Below are 18,203 nucleotides of genomic sequence, written 5' to 3'. Positions count from 1 at the left end.
CAAAGACTTTTTAGTTAGAAAGGATGGTAGGGGAGATGCAAATTCTACCAGCAATTGATATTAAGGATGGACAGGCTGTTCGTCTCTTTAAAGGAGATTTTAACCAACAAACCGTTGTCAATCCAGATGTTATTGAGCAGGCAAAGATCTTTAAGGATGCGGGCATTCAATTTATTCATGTCGTCGACTTGGACGGTGCCCTTGATGGTCGTGCCACTAACCGTGACTTGATTGCAGAGGTCAAGAAGGTTTCTGGACTTGGCATCGAAGTTGGTGGCGGTATCCGTACCTTGGAGCAGATTCGTGACTATTTGGAAGTTGGCATCGACCGTATCATTATCGGTTCAATGGCCGTTAAAAATCCTGACTTCGTTCGAGCAGCTTTAGAGGAATTTGGTGCCGATAAGATTGTCGTGGGTATTGATGCCAAGGCAGGGTTTGTCGCTACTGAAGGTTGGTTGGAAACAAGCAATGTAGACTACATCACCTTGGCCAAGGAAATGGAAAGGATGGGTGTAACCCTCTTTGTCTATACAGATGTTGATCGAGATGGCACACTGACAGGACCCAATCTTGATCACTACAAACGTTTGGTATCTGAACTCACAACCGCCAAAGTCATTGCTTCAGGTGGGATTGCAGAAGTAGCTGACTTAGATCACCTAAAAGAGATTGGTGTGGCAGGAACCATTGTCGGTAAAGCCTACTATAACGGCAATATCACTTTAGACCAGCTCAAGTCTTTCGGAGGTTAATATGCTTAAAAAACGTATTATTCCTTGTTTGGATGTCAAGGACGGTCGTGTCGTTAAGGGAGTCAATTTTGTGAATTTGACAGACGTTGGAGACCCTGTTGATTCTGCACGTGCTTACTATGAGGCTGGCTGTGACGAACTCGTTTTCCTAGATATCACAGCGACTTCAGACAATCGTGAAACAACGGTTGACATGGTGCGACGCGTTGCCGATCAGGTCTTTATTCCCTTCACAGTTGGTGGTGGTATCCGTTCAGTTGAAGACATGAACAAGATGCTTAAAGCTGGTGCTGACAAGGTTGCGGTTAATTCCTCAGCCCTTGCCAACCCGCAACTAATCGCTGATTGTGCTCAAAAATTTGGCAACCAGTGTGTGGTGGCTGCGATTGATGCCAAAAAGATGGCTGATGGGAGCTGGCATGTTTTTGTGGCGGGTGGCCGTAAGGATACAGGTAGGGACCTCATCCAATGGGCTCAAGAAGTCGTCGCCTTGGGGGCTGGAGAAATTCTCTTAACCAGCATGGACAAGGACGGCACTAAGTCTGGTTTTGATTTGGAAATGCTAAATCGTGTGGCGGAAGTCGTTGATGTTCCGATCATCGCTTCTGGTGGCGCGGGAAATATTGAGGACATTGTAGAGGTCTTTGAAAAGACAACAGCAACGGGTGCACTGGCAGCCTCTATCTTCCACTTTGGTGAGGTAAATATAGGCGAAACCAAACAAGTCTTGGCAAATGCAGGAATTGAGGTGAGACGATGACAGAGGTTAAACTTGATTTTGATAAACAAGGGGGACTTGTACCAGTCATTGTGACCGATTACAAGACGGGGCAGGTGCTCATGTTGGCCTATATGAATGAGGTGTCCTATCAGTTGACCCTAGAGACCAAACAAATGCATTACTGGAGCCGTTCTAGAAACGAGCTTTGGCATAAGGGAGCCACATCTGGTCATTTCCAACATGTTAAAAGCATCAAGACTGACTGTGATCAGGACACTCTGCTTATCGCTGTGGAACAAGAAGGAGCAGCCTGTCATACAGGAGCCTACAGCTGTTTCTTTACGGATATATATGATGACAGACAAGACAGATAGGAGTAGCTATGTTAGAAACACTTTATAAGGAAGCCTTAGATCGTAAAAAGAATCCTAAAGAAGGGTCTTATACCAATTACCTTTTTGACAAGGGACTAGACAAGATTCTTAAAAAGGTTGGCGAAGAAGCGACAGAAGTTGTGATTGGGGCCAAAAATGCTGATAAAGAAGAAATTGCCAACGAGACAGCAGACGTCCTCTATCACCTAGCCGTTATGCTCGTTGAAACAGGGGTTAGCCCTGAAGACGTTGAAGCCGTACTTAAAGCACGTCAGGGCAAGCAAAGCAATGTCCATGACCGAAAAGAAGTAACAGATTATTGAGGATTATCTCAACCGATTTGAACTAAGATGAAAAGCCTGAAGTGATGATTCAGGCTTTTTTGCTAGAGGAATTCTAATGATTTTGTCCCTCTAACTACCATGAGAAAGCGCTTTAAAATGCTATAATAGGAGTGAAGAAAGCTCGTTTTATTTGAAGGATTTGGTGTGCTTATTTATACAAATCATTGAGGAAAGGAAGGATGTCCTATGAAGAAAAATACTCCTTATATCATAACTCTTTCTCGTTTAGCAATTCTCCTCCTTTGTTCTAGTCTTTTAGTTGGTTGTACAGTTGTACTTCCAAATGCTTACTCAAAAGCCAGGGAAAAAACGCAAAAAATCTTGGCTCATAATGGTTTTAAGGGAAAGGTCCAAGTTAAGAATATCAAAAAGGTGATTCTAGATAGTGCAGGTATTTATGTCGATTATACCTATTCAGAGGAAACCTACGACAATCAAACTATATCATTAGATTCACAAATTACTTTTAACCTGGACTGGACAGTTAATGGTGAAGAATATAAGACTCCTGGTCTATACTCGGAAACCTATTTACAACAAAAATCTGTAAAAAAAGAAGAGCAAAAACTCTTCAAGGAACTTAAAAAGCAATCTTTAGACCTTGATATTGAAGAATTCTCCTTCAGTGATAATACTTTGATAGATCAAGAAGCTAATAATCGTAAAGCTCATTTAGCTGAAGAAAACCGTAAAAATGGCAAGAATGATTTTTATGGCTATTATCAAATTCCCTACCAAACAATGATTGATGAACACCTTGTCACTATGAGAATAGAAGTAGGCGATACAGAAAATACTAGTAAGAAAGATTTAGAAGAGGCAGTAACTAAACTGGATGCTAGCAAGCTGCCAGACGGAGAGTACGAATTTTATTTTTTCACAACTGATGAAGAAAATTCCACTAATTATGACAAGTCCGTATATATTGGCTATACCTTTAACATACAAGATGGTAAGGTTATCCAAGATGATGATGATTAGATGATACTTTGATTCCTGCGATAATCTCGCACTCCATACTGGTGGCATAGAAGTATAGGCTATAGCTAAGTGAAAATGTTAACCTCAAAACATGCAAAAAGACATCTCCAAAAATCAATTGGAGATGTCTTTTTATCTTACAAATTCTTTTTCTTTTTAGCTTTTTTGGTTATGGCAAGGTCACAATTTTCAATACTTGAGATAAGGTGGTTCGTCAATTGGAAGTCGTCCACTTGGGGATTCAAGTCCACTTCATAGACCAGTTGCATGGTTTCACCCCCACCTGTGGTATTAAGGGAAATCAAGTCACATTCACTGGTGAAATTGAGCAAGGCTTTAGTGATTTTTTGATCAATCAAGTCTTGGTAGGAGACGTTAATGGTCAGGAGTCTACGACGTTGGTTGTCGGTACGACTTTGACGATTTTCCAAAAGAAGCCAAACAGCTAGAAGGAAAATGGTAAAGAGGACAGCCAGTAAGAGATAGCCTGTCCCAGATGCCAGACCAATAATCATGGCCATGAAGACAGCGATTAGTTCTCTAGAACCGCTGGTGGCAGAACGAAAACGAATGAGACTAAAGGTCCCTGCCACGGCAATAGAGGTCCCCAAACTACCATTGACAAGGAAGATAACTAGGGTCATCAAACATGGAAGTAGGGTCAAACTGATGACAAATTCTCTGGTGTAGAGGGTCCGGTATTTGTAAGTCCAGGTTAGGGCCAATCCTAAAACAAGACTGACCAGTAAGGCCAGCATGAGTTGAAGGGGACTTGCGGTTGCGGTCGCATCATTAAAGATAGAATTGAAGAGATTAGACATAGGCAGCAGCTCCTTTTTCTTGTGCTGGACGTGGTCCGTAGTCTAGACCTTGAGACTTATGATAGGCACAGCTGTATTTTGAGAATTTCTGCTCTTCCAAACCATGTTTGTCTAAGATAGCTTGAAGCCAGTCAGGCTTTTTGCCAGGTGCCTTGATTTCCATGATAATCGTATCTTCATCAAGAAGGGGAAAACCATGATTTCCTTTAAAGAGACTGACGTCTTCATCACGGTAAGTCAAATTTTGGTCAAGGGTAACACGAACTTTATTGTAGGCATAGCCTTCGATAGTCTCTTTTTCTTTCATCGAAAAACGGTCGTAGTAGATATACATACGAGGTTTGAGCCCCTCATCATATCGTTGACGTAAGTGGTGGATATCCTGTAAGAGCTGGCGGTCAGTGATTTGACCATGGTTCTTACCATCTGTCATCAAGTTAGTGATGGCAAGCGGTGTTGAAAAGAGACGAAACTTATGACCGATTCCTTCATCATCTTTGGCTTTAACCTCTAAAAATACCTTACTATCAATTTTAGGATTGGCTAGGTAGGTACGCATGCGGATTTTCTCTTGACGGTGATTACCATCTAAGGCATCTTGGATGACGTCAAAATTATCCGTATCAAAGTAAATATTTGAAATGGTAGAAGTCGGATAATCGTCCTCCACTAAATACTCCTTAAGATCAGTAAGCAGGTCCTCAAGATTTTCCTTTGAGACCACATATTTTGTTTCAATACGTTTAAAACGTGTTTCCAATTGTTTAACCATGAAAAAACTCCTTTTATAGATAAGATACAAAGCCGTGAAGCAACTCTCAGGATAATAGGGGGACCAGTCGAAGGAGTTTAACTCCAAGCAGGTCCCATCTTTTCCCACGAGTTGTAGGCGAGTTCACTTAGATGAGATACAAAGCCGTCACTTCAAGATTTGGCTTTTATTTTTTAGTAGAAAATTAAATTGAGAGCAAAAGTACTACTATATAAAGTATTCATTTGCTTGCCTATTAGTCTATGGAACTTTTCTGAAAGAAGTCCTAAGCTAAACTTTCACCAAACTTAACTTAAGATAAGTTTTAGTTAACCTTTAGAAATGTTTTAGCTAAGTCCCGTAAACTGTAATCATCCAAACGAACCCGAGAGGAAAAAATATGAAATCAAAAAAACTAAAAAAATGGACGACTTTATTGACCTGTGCGACTGCCCTAACAGTCATGACAGCTTGTAGCCAATCAAGCAGTCAGGCAACTGGGACGACGTCAAGCACTACATCAAAAACAAGTGCTGTAACAGCAACGACTAGTAAGAAAACAAATAAGAACAACAGCAATTATTTTACTTCTAAAGATTCTGATACCTCTTATAATGAAAGCTCAGCTACTAAGATTAAGTTATCAGGCTCATCTGCGGATGTTTCGGGTGATGGTGCAGCCCTATCAGGTTCAACTGTAACCATCTCCAAAGCTGGTACCTACGTCATTTCAGGAAAATCCGACGGTTTGCAAATCAAGGTAGACGCTGGGGATTCAGATGATGTCCATATTGTTCTAGATGGTGTTACCATGACTAATACAAATGCAGCAATCAACGCCACAAAAGCTGGTCATGTCTACCTGACACTTAAAGATGGCACTACAAACACACTTTCTGATTCAAGTTCTAATAGTGATGAAGATGCGGATGCTGTGATTTTCTCTAAAGAAGATTTGACCATTAACGGTACAGGTACTCTAAACATTGATGCCAAGAAAAACAACGGTATTAAAGCCAACGACAGCCTTCATATGACTGGCGGTACCTATAAGATTTCCTCAGTCGGTGATGCCTTCAATGTCAACGATGAACTCAACATCACAGGAACAACTATGACCATTGAGGCTGAAGAAGATGCTGTTAAGGTCGATAATGATGACGACACCTCAGTAGGTACCATGTATCTGTCTGACAATACCATGACCATTAAGGCCGGTGATGACGGTATTCATGCCTCTGGTGACCTGATTATTGATAGTGGTACTTACAAGGTTGAAAAATCAACTGAAGGTATCGAAGGTAAATCTGTGACCATCAATGGTGGAAACATCGATGTCTATGCAACGGATGATGGTGTCAATGCGGCCAATGCTAATGCCAGTCAAAGTGAAATTATCTTCAAGATGACCGGTGGAACCCTAAATGTCGAGGTTGGCCAGGGCGATACCGACCCAATTGACTCTAACGGCGATATTTTCGTATCGGGTGGAACAATCAATCTGACTGGTCAATCTGGCTTTGACTTTGATGGTTCAGCAACCAATACCGGTGGTGACATTATTATCAATGGTGAAAAACAAACTAAGATTGAAAACTCAATGCCTGGTGGCGGTGGCCCCCAAGGTGATGGTGGTCCCCAAGGTAGTGGGCAACCAGGTGGCTTTCGCGGAGGTCACTAAAGAGTCATAGGATGAAACAGAAAGGAAGTGCCTATGTATATTATTATTCCAGCTTATGAACCAGACAAACGCCTGATTCAGGTGGTTCAAGATATTACCATAAAACTCCCTAAAGCCCGTATTATTGTCGTTAATGATGGGAGTGGCCCAGGCTATAACGACTATTACGACGAAACAGCTTTTATTGGAGCGACTGTCCTTACCCATCCTGTCAATAAAGGAAAGGGAGCAGCTCTCAAGACAGCCTTTGCTCACATTCAAGAAGAAGTAGTCGGTCAGCACCTTTCGGCGCAACCTATTGTCACAGTTGACAGTGACGGTCAGCATCTGATTAAAGATATTGTCCGTGTGGCCAAGGTCACCGAGGAAAATCCAAGTCATCTTGTCTTGGGTGCGCGTGCCTTTGTTGGTAAGGTACCAGCACGTAGCCGCTTTGGGAATAAGGTGACTGCTGGACTTTTCCGTCTAGTAACTGGCCAAAAGGTGACAGATACTCAGACAGGGCTTCGAGGCATGTCAACCGACCTGATTCCATGGCTTCTTAATCTGGATGGCAATCGTTTTGAGTACGAGTTTAATATGTTGCTTGAAGCCAAAAAGTCAGGCCACCAAATCTCTGAAGTCCCTATCGAGACCGTTTATCTGGAGGAAAATAAAAGTTCGCACTTTCGCCCCATTCGTGATTCCATCCGTATTTACAGCCCTTTTTTAAAGTTCTCTGGCACGGCCGTCCTGGCCTCAGTCATTGATGCAACAGCCTTATTTGTGCTCTTTGCCTTGACGAAAAATCTGCTTCTTTCGGTCGTGCTAGCCCGTGTCATTTCGGCTTCCAGCCAGTGTTTGCTGAACGCTAATGTGGTCTTTAATCCGACAAGCTCCCTCTTTAGATCGAGTGTTCGTTACTTTATGTTGGTCCTGGTCCTCCTGGCCTGTAACTATTTCTTACTTAGTAGTTTAGTTGCTATTGGTTTAGGCCTGGTTCTGGCAAAATTGGTGACAGAAACCTTGCTCTTTTTAGTCAGCTACAGGGTCCAACATAACGTCGTTTTTGCTTAATAGCTGACTTGAAAATCGCTAACTGATTGAATAGAGATAGCTTATTTACCTCTCGATTACTTCTAAAAATATAGAAAGAACTACCGTTTTCGACATTCGGTAGTTTTTAATGATTGTCGAAATGTTTTTCAATTTACATTATGATTAAAAAGTTAAAAGGTCTGATAAAGTCTCCAAATGCTTGAAAAAAATATGCTATAATGAAAATGTTTGAATTATGTAGATTTTCATTCAAACTAGGAAAAAGAAATGAGGACCTAAAATGGGAAAAAAGGTACATTACAAGCTTCACAAAGTTAAGAAGCAATGGGTGACGATTGCCGTCACTTCGGCAGCACTTGCCTCTATTGTAGGTGGTGCTACAGTAGCTAATCAAAAGGTTTCAGCGGATGAAACAACTCAACCAGTTGCCTCTACGACAGCCGAAAGCGATGTTGTAGTCGAAACGCATGAAGTAGCGACTCCAGCAGCAACTGCTACGACAGATGCGACAGCAACAACAACTGACAAGGCTGCTGATACTGCAACGGTCGAAACTCCTGCGGCAGCAACCACTGCAGCAGATACAACTACTAATACTGCAACACCAGCAACAACTGATCGTGCAGCAGTAGCAAATGGTGCGACAACAGAAACACCAGTTGCAGCAGCGACAGATACAACGCTTACAGTAGCTGAAAAACCAAAATCTGGTGTTACTGAAAAAGAAGAAACAGCAGCACTCTCTTTGGACAACATCAAACAAGTTGATGGTAAATACTATTATGTCAAAGAAGATGGTTCATACAAAACAAATTTTGCTGTTTCAGTAAATGGCCAGTTACTTTACTTCGGTAAAGACGGTGCTTTGACAAGCACATCAACACACTCATTCACACCAGGTACAACTAATCTAGTTGATGCTTTCTCTTCACATAATCGTGCTTACGATTCTAAGAAAGAAAGCTTTGAGTTGGTAGATGGTTATTTGACACCTAATAGCTGGTATCGTCCAGTCACTATTTTGGAAAATGGTGAAAAATGGCGTGTATCAACTGAGAAAGACTTCCGTCCACTTTTGATGGCATGGTGGCCTGATGTAGATACACAAGTTGCCTACCTCAATACTTTCTCTAAACACTTTAACCTTAACGCAACTTATTCAACCAGCCAAAGTCAATCTGAATTGAATGCAGCTGCTAAGACAATTCAAATTAAGATTGAACAAGAAATTTCAGCTAAAAAATCAACTGAATGGCTTCGTCAAGCAATTGAGTCTTTTGTAAAAGAACAAGACCAGTGGAATACTACAACTGAAAACTATACCCTTGCTGACCACCTTCAAGGGGGAGCTCTTCTTTATGTCAATAATGACAAGACACCTTGGGCAAATTCTGATTACCGTTTGCTTAACCGTACACCAAGTAACCAAGATGGTTCTCTAAATGGTACAGGAAGATACTTGGGTGGTTATGAATTCCTACTTGCCAATGACGTTGATAACTCAAATCCAGTTGTGCAAGCTGAGCAGTTGAACCAAATTCACTATCTTGTGAACTGGGGATCAATTGTTATGGGTGATAAGGATGCTAACTTTGATGGTATCCGTGTTGATGCAGTTGACAATGTCGATGCAGACCTTCTCCAAGTTTATACAAACTACTTCCGTGCGGCCTTTGGTGTGGATAAATCTGAAGCCAATGCACTCGCTCACATTTCTATCCTTGAAGCTTGGGATTTAAATGATAATGCTTATAATCAAAAACATGATGGTGCAGCCCTTGCCATGGATAATAACCTTCGTTATGCAATTATGGGTGCACTTTATGGATCGGGCTCTTCATTGAAAGATTTGATTACTAGCAGTTTGACAGACCGTACAAATAATAGTAAGTATGGAGATACACAAGCTAACTATATCTTTGCGCGTGCTCATGATAACCTTGTTCAAGATATCATTCGTGATATTGTTCAAAAAGAGATCAATCCAAAATCAGATGGTTATACCATGACTGATGCTGAATTGAAACGTGCCTTTGAAATCTATAATGAAGATATGAAGAAGGCAGAAAAACGTTATACTATTAACAATATTCCAGCTGCCTATGCTTTGATTCTTCAAAATATGGAGCAGGTAACTCGTGTTTATTATGGAGATCTTTATACGGATAACGGCCAATATATGGCTACCAAGTCTCCTTACTACGATGCTATCACAACGCTCTTGAAGAACCGTATGAAATATGTTTCAGGTGGACAATCGATGAAAGTCGACACGTTCAATGGAAAAGAAATCTTGTCATCTGTTCGTTACGGTAAAGATATTATGACTGCTGACCAAACTACGGGTGTAGCAGAAACAAGTAAACATTCTGGTATGTTGACCCTTATTGCCAATAATCAGGATTTCTCACTGGGTGATGGTACTTTGAAAGTTAACATGGGTAAACTTCATGCTAACCAAGCCTACCGTCCATTACTTCTTGGTACTGATAAGGGAATTGTCACTTACGAAAATGATGCAGCAGCAGCTGGAAAAATTAAATACACCGATGCTGAAGGAAACTTGTCTTTCAGTGGAGATGAAATCAAGGGGTATCGAACTGTTGATATGAGAGGTTATCTTGGTGTTTGGGTACCAGTAGGTGCGCCTGATAACCAAGATATCCGTGTTAAAGGTTCAGATAAGAAACTTGACAAGACATTTTCTGCTACTGAAGCACTGGACTCACAAGTTATCTATGAAGGTTTCTCAAACTTCCAAGATTTTGTTGAAAAAGATAGCCAATATACTAATAAATTGATTGCAGAAAATGCAGAACTCTTCAAGTCATGGGGAATCACATCATTCGAGATGGCTCCTCAATTTGTATCGGCTGATGACCGTACCTTCCTTGATTCTGTTATCCAAAATGGCTATGCCTTTACTGACCGTTATGACCTTGCCATGAGTAAGAATAACAAATACGGTTCTAAAGAAGATCTTCGTGATGCCCTTAAGGCGCTTCACAAGCAAGGTATTCAAGCAATTGCTGACTGGGTTCCAGATCAACTTTACCAATTGCCAGGACAAGAAGTTGTAACAGCAACACGTGCTAATAGTTATGGTACTCCAAAGGCCAATGCTTATATCAATAACACTTTATATGTTGCAAATTCTAAATCATCAGGTAAGGACTTCCAAGCTCAATATGGTGGTGAGTTCCTTGATGAGCTCCAAAAGAAATATCCACAGTTGTTTGAAGATGTGATGATATCAACTGGTAAGAAGATTGATCCATCTGTTAAAATCAAGCAATGGTCTGCTAAGTACATGAATGGTACTAATATCCTTGGTCGTGGTAATCGTTATGTTCTCAGCAACGATGCTACTGGTCGCTATTATCAAGTTACTGATAATGGCATCTTCTTGCCAAAACCTTTGACAGACCAAGGTGGTAAGACAGGTTTCTACTATGATGGTAAGGGTATGGCCTACTTTGATAATAGTGGTTTCCAAGCTAAGAATGCCTTCATTAAATATGCTGGAAATTACTATTACTTCGATAAAGAAGGTTATATGTTAACTGGTCGTCAAGACATCGATGGTAAGACTTATTTCTTCTTACCAAATGGTATCCAGCTTCGCGATTCTATTTATCAGCAAGATGGTAAATATTATTACTTTGGTAGCTTTGGTGAGCAGTACAAAGATGGTTACTTTGTATTCGATGTACCGAAAGAAGGTACTTCAGAAACAGAAGCTAAATTCCGTTATTTCTCATCAACTGGAGAAATGGCAGTTGGCTTGACTTATGCTGGTGGAGGATTACAATACTTTGATGAAAATGGCTTCCAAGCTAAAGGCACTAAGTATGTGACTCCAGATGGGAAACTCTACTTCTTCGATAAAAATTCAGGTAATGCCTATACAAATCGTTGGGCAGAAATCGATGGTATCTGGTATGAATTCAACGATCAAGGCTATGCACAAGCTAAGAAGGGTGAATTCTACACAACGGATGGCTCAACATGGTTCTACCGTGATGCAGCTGGTAAAAATGTGACAGGTTCCCTTACTTTGGATGGTCACGAATACTACTTCCGTGCAAATGGTGCCCAAGTTAAAGGTGAATTTGTTACTGAAAATGGCAAGATTAGCTACTACACTGTAGATAATGGTTACAAGGTTAAAGACAAGTTCTTCGAAGTAAACGGCAAGTGGTACCATGCTGATAAGGATGGTAACCTCGCCACAGGTCGTCAAACAATTGACCACCTTAACTATTACTTCAATGCTGATGGAAGCCAAGTCAAATCTGATTTCTTCACTCTTGATGGTGGTAAGACATGGTACTATGCCAAAGATAATGGTGAAATCGTGACAGGTGCCTATAGCATTGGCGGTAAAAACTATTACTTCAAAGAAGATGGTAGCCAAGTTAAAGGTGACTTTGTTAAGAATGCTGATGGTTCACTTTCTTACTATGATAAAGATTCAGGGGAGCGTCTCAATAACCGTTTCTTGACAACTGGTAACAATGTTTGGTACTACTTCAAAGATGGTAAGGCTGTAACAGGACGCCAAAATATCGATGGTAAAGAGTATTACTTTGATCATTTGGGACGTCAAGTTAAAGGTAGCCCAATCAGCACACCAAAAGGAGTGGAATACTACGAATCAGTTCTTGGAGAACGTGTGACAAACACATGGATCACTTTCCAAGACGGTAAGACTGTCTTCTTCGATGAAAATGGTTATGCTGATTTTGATAAATAATCAATCAATCTAATCTTAATCTGAGAGATTAAGTGAAAAACGATATGATTTGACATGAATTTATAGGTGAAATTTCTTGAAAACGAGAATCGTTTAAAGAAATTTTGCCTTTTTTTGCTCCTTAAAGAAAAAAATCTGACAAATATCAATTTTGAGTCAGAATCGTTGTAAAAGCCATTGTATCAAGGGTTTTAGTGGTTTTTATAGAAAATAGTTTTACTTATCAAATGATATGAAAATGAGAATTGAAAGCCTATGAAATAGGTGTGTTACAAAACTTTTCTAATGTTGCTGTTATGTTACATATAATTTATAAAAAAACAATTAATTCGAGAAATAGTTAGAAAATAATGATATAATGTAATTGTTTGAAATCGGATAGATTTCAGTCTGATTTTGACAAATAAAATCACGGGGAAAATTATAATGGAAAATAAGGTACACTATAAGCTTCATAAAGTTAAGAAGCAATGGGTCACAATTGCAGTTGCCTCTGCAGCACTTGCTACTGTCGTAGGAGGATTGTCTGCAACAACATCTTCAGTTTCAGCGGATGAAACTCAAGATAAGATAGTAACTCAACCAAATTTAGATACAACAGCCGATTTAGTTACTTCTACAGAAGCAACCAAAGAAGTCGATAAACGTACAAATACAAAAGAAGCAGATGTTTTAACGCCTGCTAAAGAAACAAATGCCGTCGAAACAGCAACTACAACGAACACACAAGCAACAGCTGAAGCAGCTACAACAGCAACAACTTCTGATGTAGCGGTGGCAGCTGTTCCAAATAAAGAAGCAGTTGTGACAACAGATGCACCAGCTGTTACAACTGAAAAAGCAGAAGAACAACCAGCAACAGTGAAGGCTGAAGTTGTAAACACAGAAGTTAAAGCGCCAGAAGCTGCTTTGAAAGATTCAGAAGTAGAAGCTGCGCTTTCCTTGAAAAACATCAAAAACATTGATGGTAAATATTACTATGTTAATGAAGATGGTTCACACAAAGAAAACTTTGCCATTACTGTAAATGGTCAATTGCTTTACTTCGGTAAAGATGGTGCCCTTACAAGCTCATCAACATACTCTTTCACACCAGGAACAACAAATATTGTTGATGGTTTCTCAATAAATAACCGTGCCTACGATTCATCTGAAGCTAGCTTTGAATTGATTGATGGTTATTTGACTGCAGATAGCTGGTACCGTCCAGCTTCTATCATCAAAGATGGTGTAACTTGGCAAGCATCAACGGCAGAAGATTTCCGTCCACTTTTGATGGCTTGGTGGCCAAATGTAGATACACAAGTTAACTACTTGAACTACATGTCTAAAGTATTTAACTTGGATGCTAAATACACTAGCACAGATAAGCAAGAAACTTTGAATGTTGCTGCTAAGGATATCCAAGTTAAGATTGAACAAAAGATTCAGGCTGAAAAATCAACACAATGGTTGCGTGAAACTATTTCTGCTTTTGTTAAGACACAACCACAATGGAACAAAGAAACTGAAAACTACTCTAAAGGTGGCGGCGAAGATCACCTTCAAGGTGGTGCCCTTCTCTATGTAAATGATTCACGTACACCATGGGCTAACTCTAACTATCGTCTTTTGAACCATACGGCTACTAATCAAAAGGGTACAATTGATAAGTCAGTTCTTGATGAGCAGTCAGATCCAAACCACATGGGCGGTTTCGACTTCTTGCTAGCTAATGACGTAGATTTGTCAAACCCAGTTGTTCAAGCGGAACAATTGAACCAAATCCACTACCTTATGAACTGGGGTTCAATCGTTATGGGTGACAAGGATGCTAACTTCGATGGTATCCGTGTCGACGCGGTAGATAATGTCGATGCAGACATGCTTCAACTCTACACAAACTACTTCCGTGAGTACTATGGTGTAAATAAATCTGAGGCGCAAGCTCTTGCTCATATCTCAGTTCTTGAAGCGTGGAGTCTTAACGACAACCATTACAATGACAAGACTGATGGTGCTGCGCTTGCCATGGAAAATAAACAACGTTTGGCCCTCCTTTTCTCATTGGCTAAACCAATTAAGGATCGTACACCAGCTGTAAGTCCTTTGTATAACAATACTTTCAATACGACTCAACGCGATTTTAAGACTGACTGGATTAACAAAGATGGAAGCACTGCCTACAACGAAGACGGTACAGCTAAACAGTCTACAATTGGTAAATACAATGAGAAATACGGAGACGCGTCAGGAAACTACGTCTTTATCCGTGCCCATGATAACAACGTTCAAGATATTATTGCTGAAATCATTAAGAAAGAAATCAATAAAAAATCAGATGGTTTCACTATCTCTGATTCTGAAATGAAGCAAGCATTTGAAATTTACAACAAAGACATGCTCAGCAGCAATAAGAAATATACCTTGAATAACATCCCTGCAGCTTATGCTGTAATGTTGCAGAACATGGAAACGATCACTCGTGTCTACTATGGAGACCTTTATACAGATGACGGTCACTATATGGAAACTAAATCACCATATCACGACACCATCGTTAACTTGATGAAGAACCGTATCAAGTATGTATCTGGTGGACAAGCGCAACGTTCTTACTGGTTGCCAACTGATGGTAAGATGGACAATTCAGATGTTGAACTTTACCGCACAAGTGAAGTCTACACTTCAGTACGTTATGGTAAAGACATCATGACAGCTGACGATACAGAAGGTTCTAAATACAGCCGTACCTCTGGTCAGGTAACTCTTGTAGTGAATAATCCAAAATTGACTTTGGATCAGTCAGCTAAACTTAATGTTGAAATGGGTAAAATCCATGCCAACCAGAAATACCGTGCTTTGATTGTTGGTACAGCTGATGGTATCAAGAACTTTACATCTGATGCAGAGGCAATCGCAGCAGGTTACGTGAAAGAAACAGACAGCAATGGTGTCTTGACTTTCGGCGCTAATGACATCAAGGGTTATGAAACATTTGATATGTCAGGTTTCGTAGCAGTTTGGGTTCCAGTCGGAGCTTCAGATGATCAAGATATCCGTGTAGCACCTTCAACAGAAGCTAAAAAAGAAGGCGAATTGACCCTTAAAGCGACTGAGGCTTATGATTCACAATTGATCTACGAAGGATTCTCAAACTTCCAAACTATCCCGGATGGTTCAGATCCTTCAGTCTATACTAACCGTAAGATTGCTGAAAATGTTGATTTGTTCAAATCATGGGGCGTAACATCATTTGAAATGGCACCACAATTTGTATCTGCCGATGACGGTACCTTCCTTGACTCAGTTATCCAAAATGGTTATGCCTTTGCAGATCGTTATGATCTTGCCATGAGTAAGAACAATAAATATGGTTCTAAAGAAGATCTTCGTGATGCTCTTAAAGCCCTTCACAAAGCGGGTATCCAAGCAATCGCTGACTGGGTTCCAGACCAAATTTACCAATTGCCAGGTAAAGAAGTCGTAACAGCGACTCGTACTGACGGTGCAGGACGTAAGATTGCAGATGCTATCATTGATCACTCACTTTATGTAGCTAACTCTAAGTCATCAGGTAGGGATTACCAAGCTCAATATGGTGGCGAATTCTTAGCTGAACTTAAAGCTAAGTACCCTAAAATGTTCACGGAAAACATGATCTCAACTGGTAAACCAATTGATGATTCTGTTAAATTGAAACAATGGAAGGCTAAATACTTCAACGGAACAAACGTTCTTGACCGCGGTGTTGGCTATGTACTTAGCGATGAAGCAACTGGTAAATATTTCACTGTCACTAAAGAAGGTAACTTCATTCCTCTTCAATTGACAGGAAATGAAAAGGCTGTTACTGGGTTCTCAAATGATGGTAAGGGAATCACTTACTTCGGTACAAGTGGTAATCAAGCTAAATCTGCCTTTGTTACTTTCAATGGAAATACCTATTACTTTGATGCACGTGGTCACATGGTTACAAATGGTGAATACTCACCAAATGGTAAAGATGTTTATCGTTTCTTGCCAAATGGTATCATGTTGAGCAATGCCTTCTATGTTGATGCTAACGGTAATACTTACCTTTATAACTATAAAGGTCAAATGTACAAGGGTGGTTACACTAAATTTGATGTAACTGAAACTGATAAAGATGGTAATGAATCTAAGGTTGTGAAATTCCGTTACTTCACTAATGAAGGTGTCATGGCTAAAGGTCTTACTGTTATCGATGGTTCCACACAATACTTTGGTGAAGATGGTTTCCAAACTAAAGATAAGTTAGCAACCTATAAAGGTAAGACTTATTACTTCGAAGCTCATACTGGTAATGCTATCAAGAACACTTGGAGGAACATCGATGGTAAATGGTACCACTTCGATGAAAATGGTGTTGCCGCTACAGGTGCTCAAGTTATCAATGGTCAAAAACTTTACTTTAATGAAGATGGAAGTCAAGTTAAAGGTGGCGTTGTTAAGAATGCAGATGGTACTTATAGTAAGTACAAAGAAGGTTCTGGAGAGCTAGTGACTAACGAATTCTTCACAACTGATGGCAATGTTTGGTACTATGCAGGCGCTAATGGTAAGACTGTTACAGGTGCTCAAGTTATCAATGGACAACACCTCTACTTTAAAGAAGATGGAAGCCAAGTTAAAGGTGGCGTTGTTAAGAATGCAGATGGTACCTATAGCAAGTACGATGCTGCAACAGGTGAACGTTTGACTAATGAATTCTTCACAACAGGTGATAACAATTGGTATTATATTGGTTCTAATGGTAAGACAGTAACTGGTGAAGTTAAAATCGGTGCTGATACCTATTACTTCGCTAAAGATGGTAAACAAGTAAAAGGACAAACGGTAACTGCTGGCAATGGTCGTATTAGCTATTACTATGGTGATAGTGGTAAGAAAGCCATCAGCACATGGATAGAAATCCAACCAGGAATCTACGTTTACTTTGATAAGACTGGTATTGCTTACCCACCTAGAGTGTTAAACTAATAGAATAAAATAAAAAGGAGAACTTCGGTTCTCTTTTTCTACCATTTGCCAAGTCTATCAAGGCTTTAAGTAAAAAAAGAGATAAGATAGTGGCTATTCTGAGGTTACTGTCTTATTTTTAACACTTTTTGATCCATAAATGGGCATGCTAAAAAAACACCTCATCTGGTATTTTTTGAAACAAGGTGTTACCATAATACGGCATAGACAGCCTTATCGATTTTGGGTCAAAGAGTAATCGTAAAGTTTGTTATGCGTAATGAGGTAATACATTGTTCGAATGAGACGATGTATAGAGGAAATCGTATGTGGCTTAGTTGAAGCTATTGTCGATTGTCTGTTTCGTTTCTCATAGAAATCTGCGATATGACAAGGATTGGTATGGCTAGCTGAAGCGATATTGCGAATAGATTTGTACAGAATTTTTCTTGCACAAGGATTCCCACGCTTAGTAATATGCTCTTGACCTAGGAAATCTCCCGACTCATAGTGTTTGAGATCAATACCGATAAAAGCGTTGATTTGATTAGCAGACGTAAAGCGACGAATGTCTCCTAATTCGCCAATAACGCTTGTACCCGTTGTCTCTGCGATGCCAGGAATAGAGAGAAGAATCACATATTCAGGTAGAGGTTTAGCTAACTCTATCAACTGTTCTAAAACTTGTTCTCGACGGCTTGTCAACCTTATAAGTTTCTGTGCATTATACTTAACCTCTTCTATTATAGGAGAGGTTTTTGAAATGGCAGAATAAGATTGCTTTACCAGTCCAACTAGCTTCTCAGCCAAGTTACCTACTCTGTTCTCTGAAATGCGTTTAGAGGTTGACTGGCGAATAGTCTCTTTCAACTCAACTTCCGATAATTCCAGCACCTAATGCTTTGTTGGGAAGATGGACACGAGATTCTAATATTGCTCACCTGCAGGAGTAGATAGTAGAATCTCGATTTCTGGGAAGGCGACTTGAAGAACTTTGTGCAGCCTATTCTTCGTCCTTA

At 40.1% G+C, this 18,203-nt stretch carries 11 protein-coding genes and 1 pseudogene; 9 read left to right on the top strand and 3 right to left on the bottom strand.

Annotated features, from left to right (window positions below):
- The first annotated feature begins 35 nt into the window (after positions 1 to 35).
- The 5 genes from hisA (at position 36) to AX663_RS03520 (ending at position 3,175) form a co-directional block, all read left to right on the top strand.
- Positions 36 to 755 carry a 1-(5-phosphoribosyl)-5-[(5-phosphoribosylamino)methylideneamino]imidazole-4-carboxamide isomerase gene (hisA, locus tag AX663_RS03540; protein ID WP_060972719.1) on the top strand — a complete coding sequence of 240 codons (720 nt, stop codon included), beginning with the start codon at positions 36 to 38 and terminating at the stop codon, positions 753 to 755.
- Position 756: 1 nt separating this feature from the next.
- Complete coding sequence (gene hisF / locus AX663_RS03535; protein ID WP_002890735.1) at positions 757 to 1,515, top strand: imidazole glycerol phosphate synthase subunit HisF; 759 nt, start codon at positions 757 to 759, stop codon at positions 1,513 to 1,515.
- Complete coding sequence (gene hisI / locus AX663_RS03530; protein ID WP_060972718.1) at positions 1,512 to 1,850, top strand: phosphoribosyl-AMP cyclohydrolase; 339 nt, start codon at positions 1,512 to 1,514, stop codon at positions 1,848 to 1,850. The genes hisF and hisI overlap by 4 nt, the downstream gene beginning before the upstream one ends.
- Positions 1,851 to 1,858: 8 nt before the next feature.
- Complete coding sequence (hisE, locus tag AX663_RS03525; RefSeq protein WP_002884043.1) at positions 1,859 to 2,173, top strand: phosphoribosyl-ATP diphosphatase; 315 nt, start codon at positions 1,859 to 1,861, stop codon at positions 2,171 to 2,173.
- A gap of 207 nt (positions 2,174 to 2,380) precedes the next feature.
- Positions 2,381 to 3,175, top strand: coding sequence for a hypothetical protein (locus AX663_RS03520; RefSeq protein ID WP_060972717.1), 795 nt, complete (start codon positions 2,381 to 2,383; stop codon positions 3,173 to 3,175).
- Between the two features lie 137 nt (positions 3,176 to 3,312).
- Here the strand turns inward: AX663_RS03520 and AX663_RS03515 are convergent, their stop codons facing one another.
- Both AX663_RS03515 and AX663_RS03510 read right to left on the bottom strand, forming a co-directional pair.
- Positions 3,313 to 3,996, bottom strand: coding sequence for a DUF4956 domain-containing protein (locus AX663_RS03515; RefSeq protein WP_060972716.1), 684 nt, complete (start codon positions 3,994 to 3,996; stop codon positions 3,313 to 3,315).
- Positions 3,989 to 4,768, bottom strand: a complete 780-nt coding sequence (locus AX663_RS03510) for a polyphosphate polymerase domain-containing protein (RefSeq protein ID WP_022495761.1) — start codon at positions 4,766 to 4,768, stop codon at positions 3,989 to 3,991. Before AX663_RS03510 ends, AX663_RS03515 begins: the two co-directional genes overlap by 8 nt.
- 379 nt (positions 4,769 to 5,147) lie before the next feature.
- On the opposite strand from AX663_RS03510, the gene AX663_RS03505 reads away from it, so the two are divergent.
- From AX663_RS03505 to AX663_RS03490, 4 genes are all read left to right on the top strand, one after another.
- A complete protein-coding gene (locus AX663_RS03505; protein WP_060972715.1) occupies positions 5,148 to 6,428 on the top strand; it encodes a carbohydrate-binding domain-containing protein in 1,281 nt (426 codons plus the stop codon).
- A 33-nt stretch (positions 6,429 to 6,461) separates the two neighbouring features.
- A complete protein-coding gene (locus AX663_RS03500) occupies positions 6,462 to 7,484 on the top strand; it encodes a glycosyltransferase (protein WP_060972714.1) in 1,023 nt (340 codons plus the stop codon).
- A 262-nt stretch (positions 7,485 to 7,746) separates the two neighbouring features.
- Complete coding sequence (locus tag AX663_RS03495; protein WP_060972713.1) at positions 7,747 to 12,222, top strand: glycoside hydrolase family 70 protein; 4,476 nt, start codon at positions 7,747 to 7,749, stop codon at positions 12,220 to 12,222.
- Between the two features lie 426 nt (positions 12,223 to 12,648).
- Positions 12,649 to 17,205 carry a glycoside hydrolase family 70 protein gene (locus tag AX663_RS03490; protein WP_060972712.1) on the top strand — a complete coding sequence of 1,519 codons (4,557 nt, stop codon included), beginning with the start codon at positions 12,649 to 12,651 and terminating at the stop codon, positions 17,203 to 17,205.
- A gap of 213 nt (positions 17,206 to 17,418) precedes the next feature.
- Here the strand turns inward: AX663_RS03490 and AX663_RS03485 are convergent.
- Positions 17,419 to 18,203, bottom strand: a pseudogene (locus AX663_RS03485) (transposase); the annotation flags it as partial.

Origin of the sequence: Streptococcus sp. CCH8-H5 (genome assembly GCF_001556505.1) — a bacterium.
GTDB lineage: Bacteria > Bacillota > Bacilli > Lactobacillales > Streptococcaceae > Streptococcus.
Note: the sequence above shows the minus strand (reverse complement) of the source record. Positions and strands in the feature narration are given on the sequence as shown.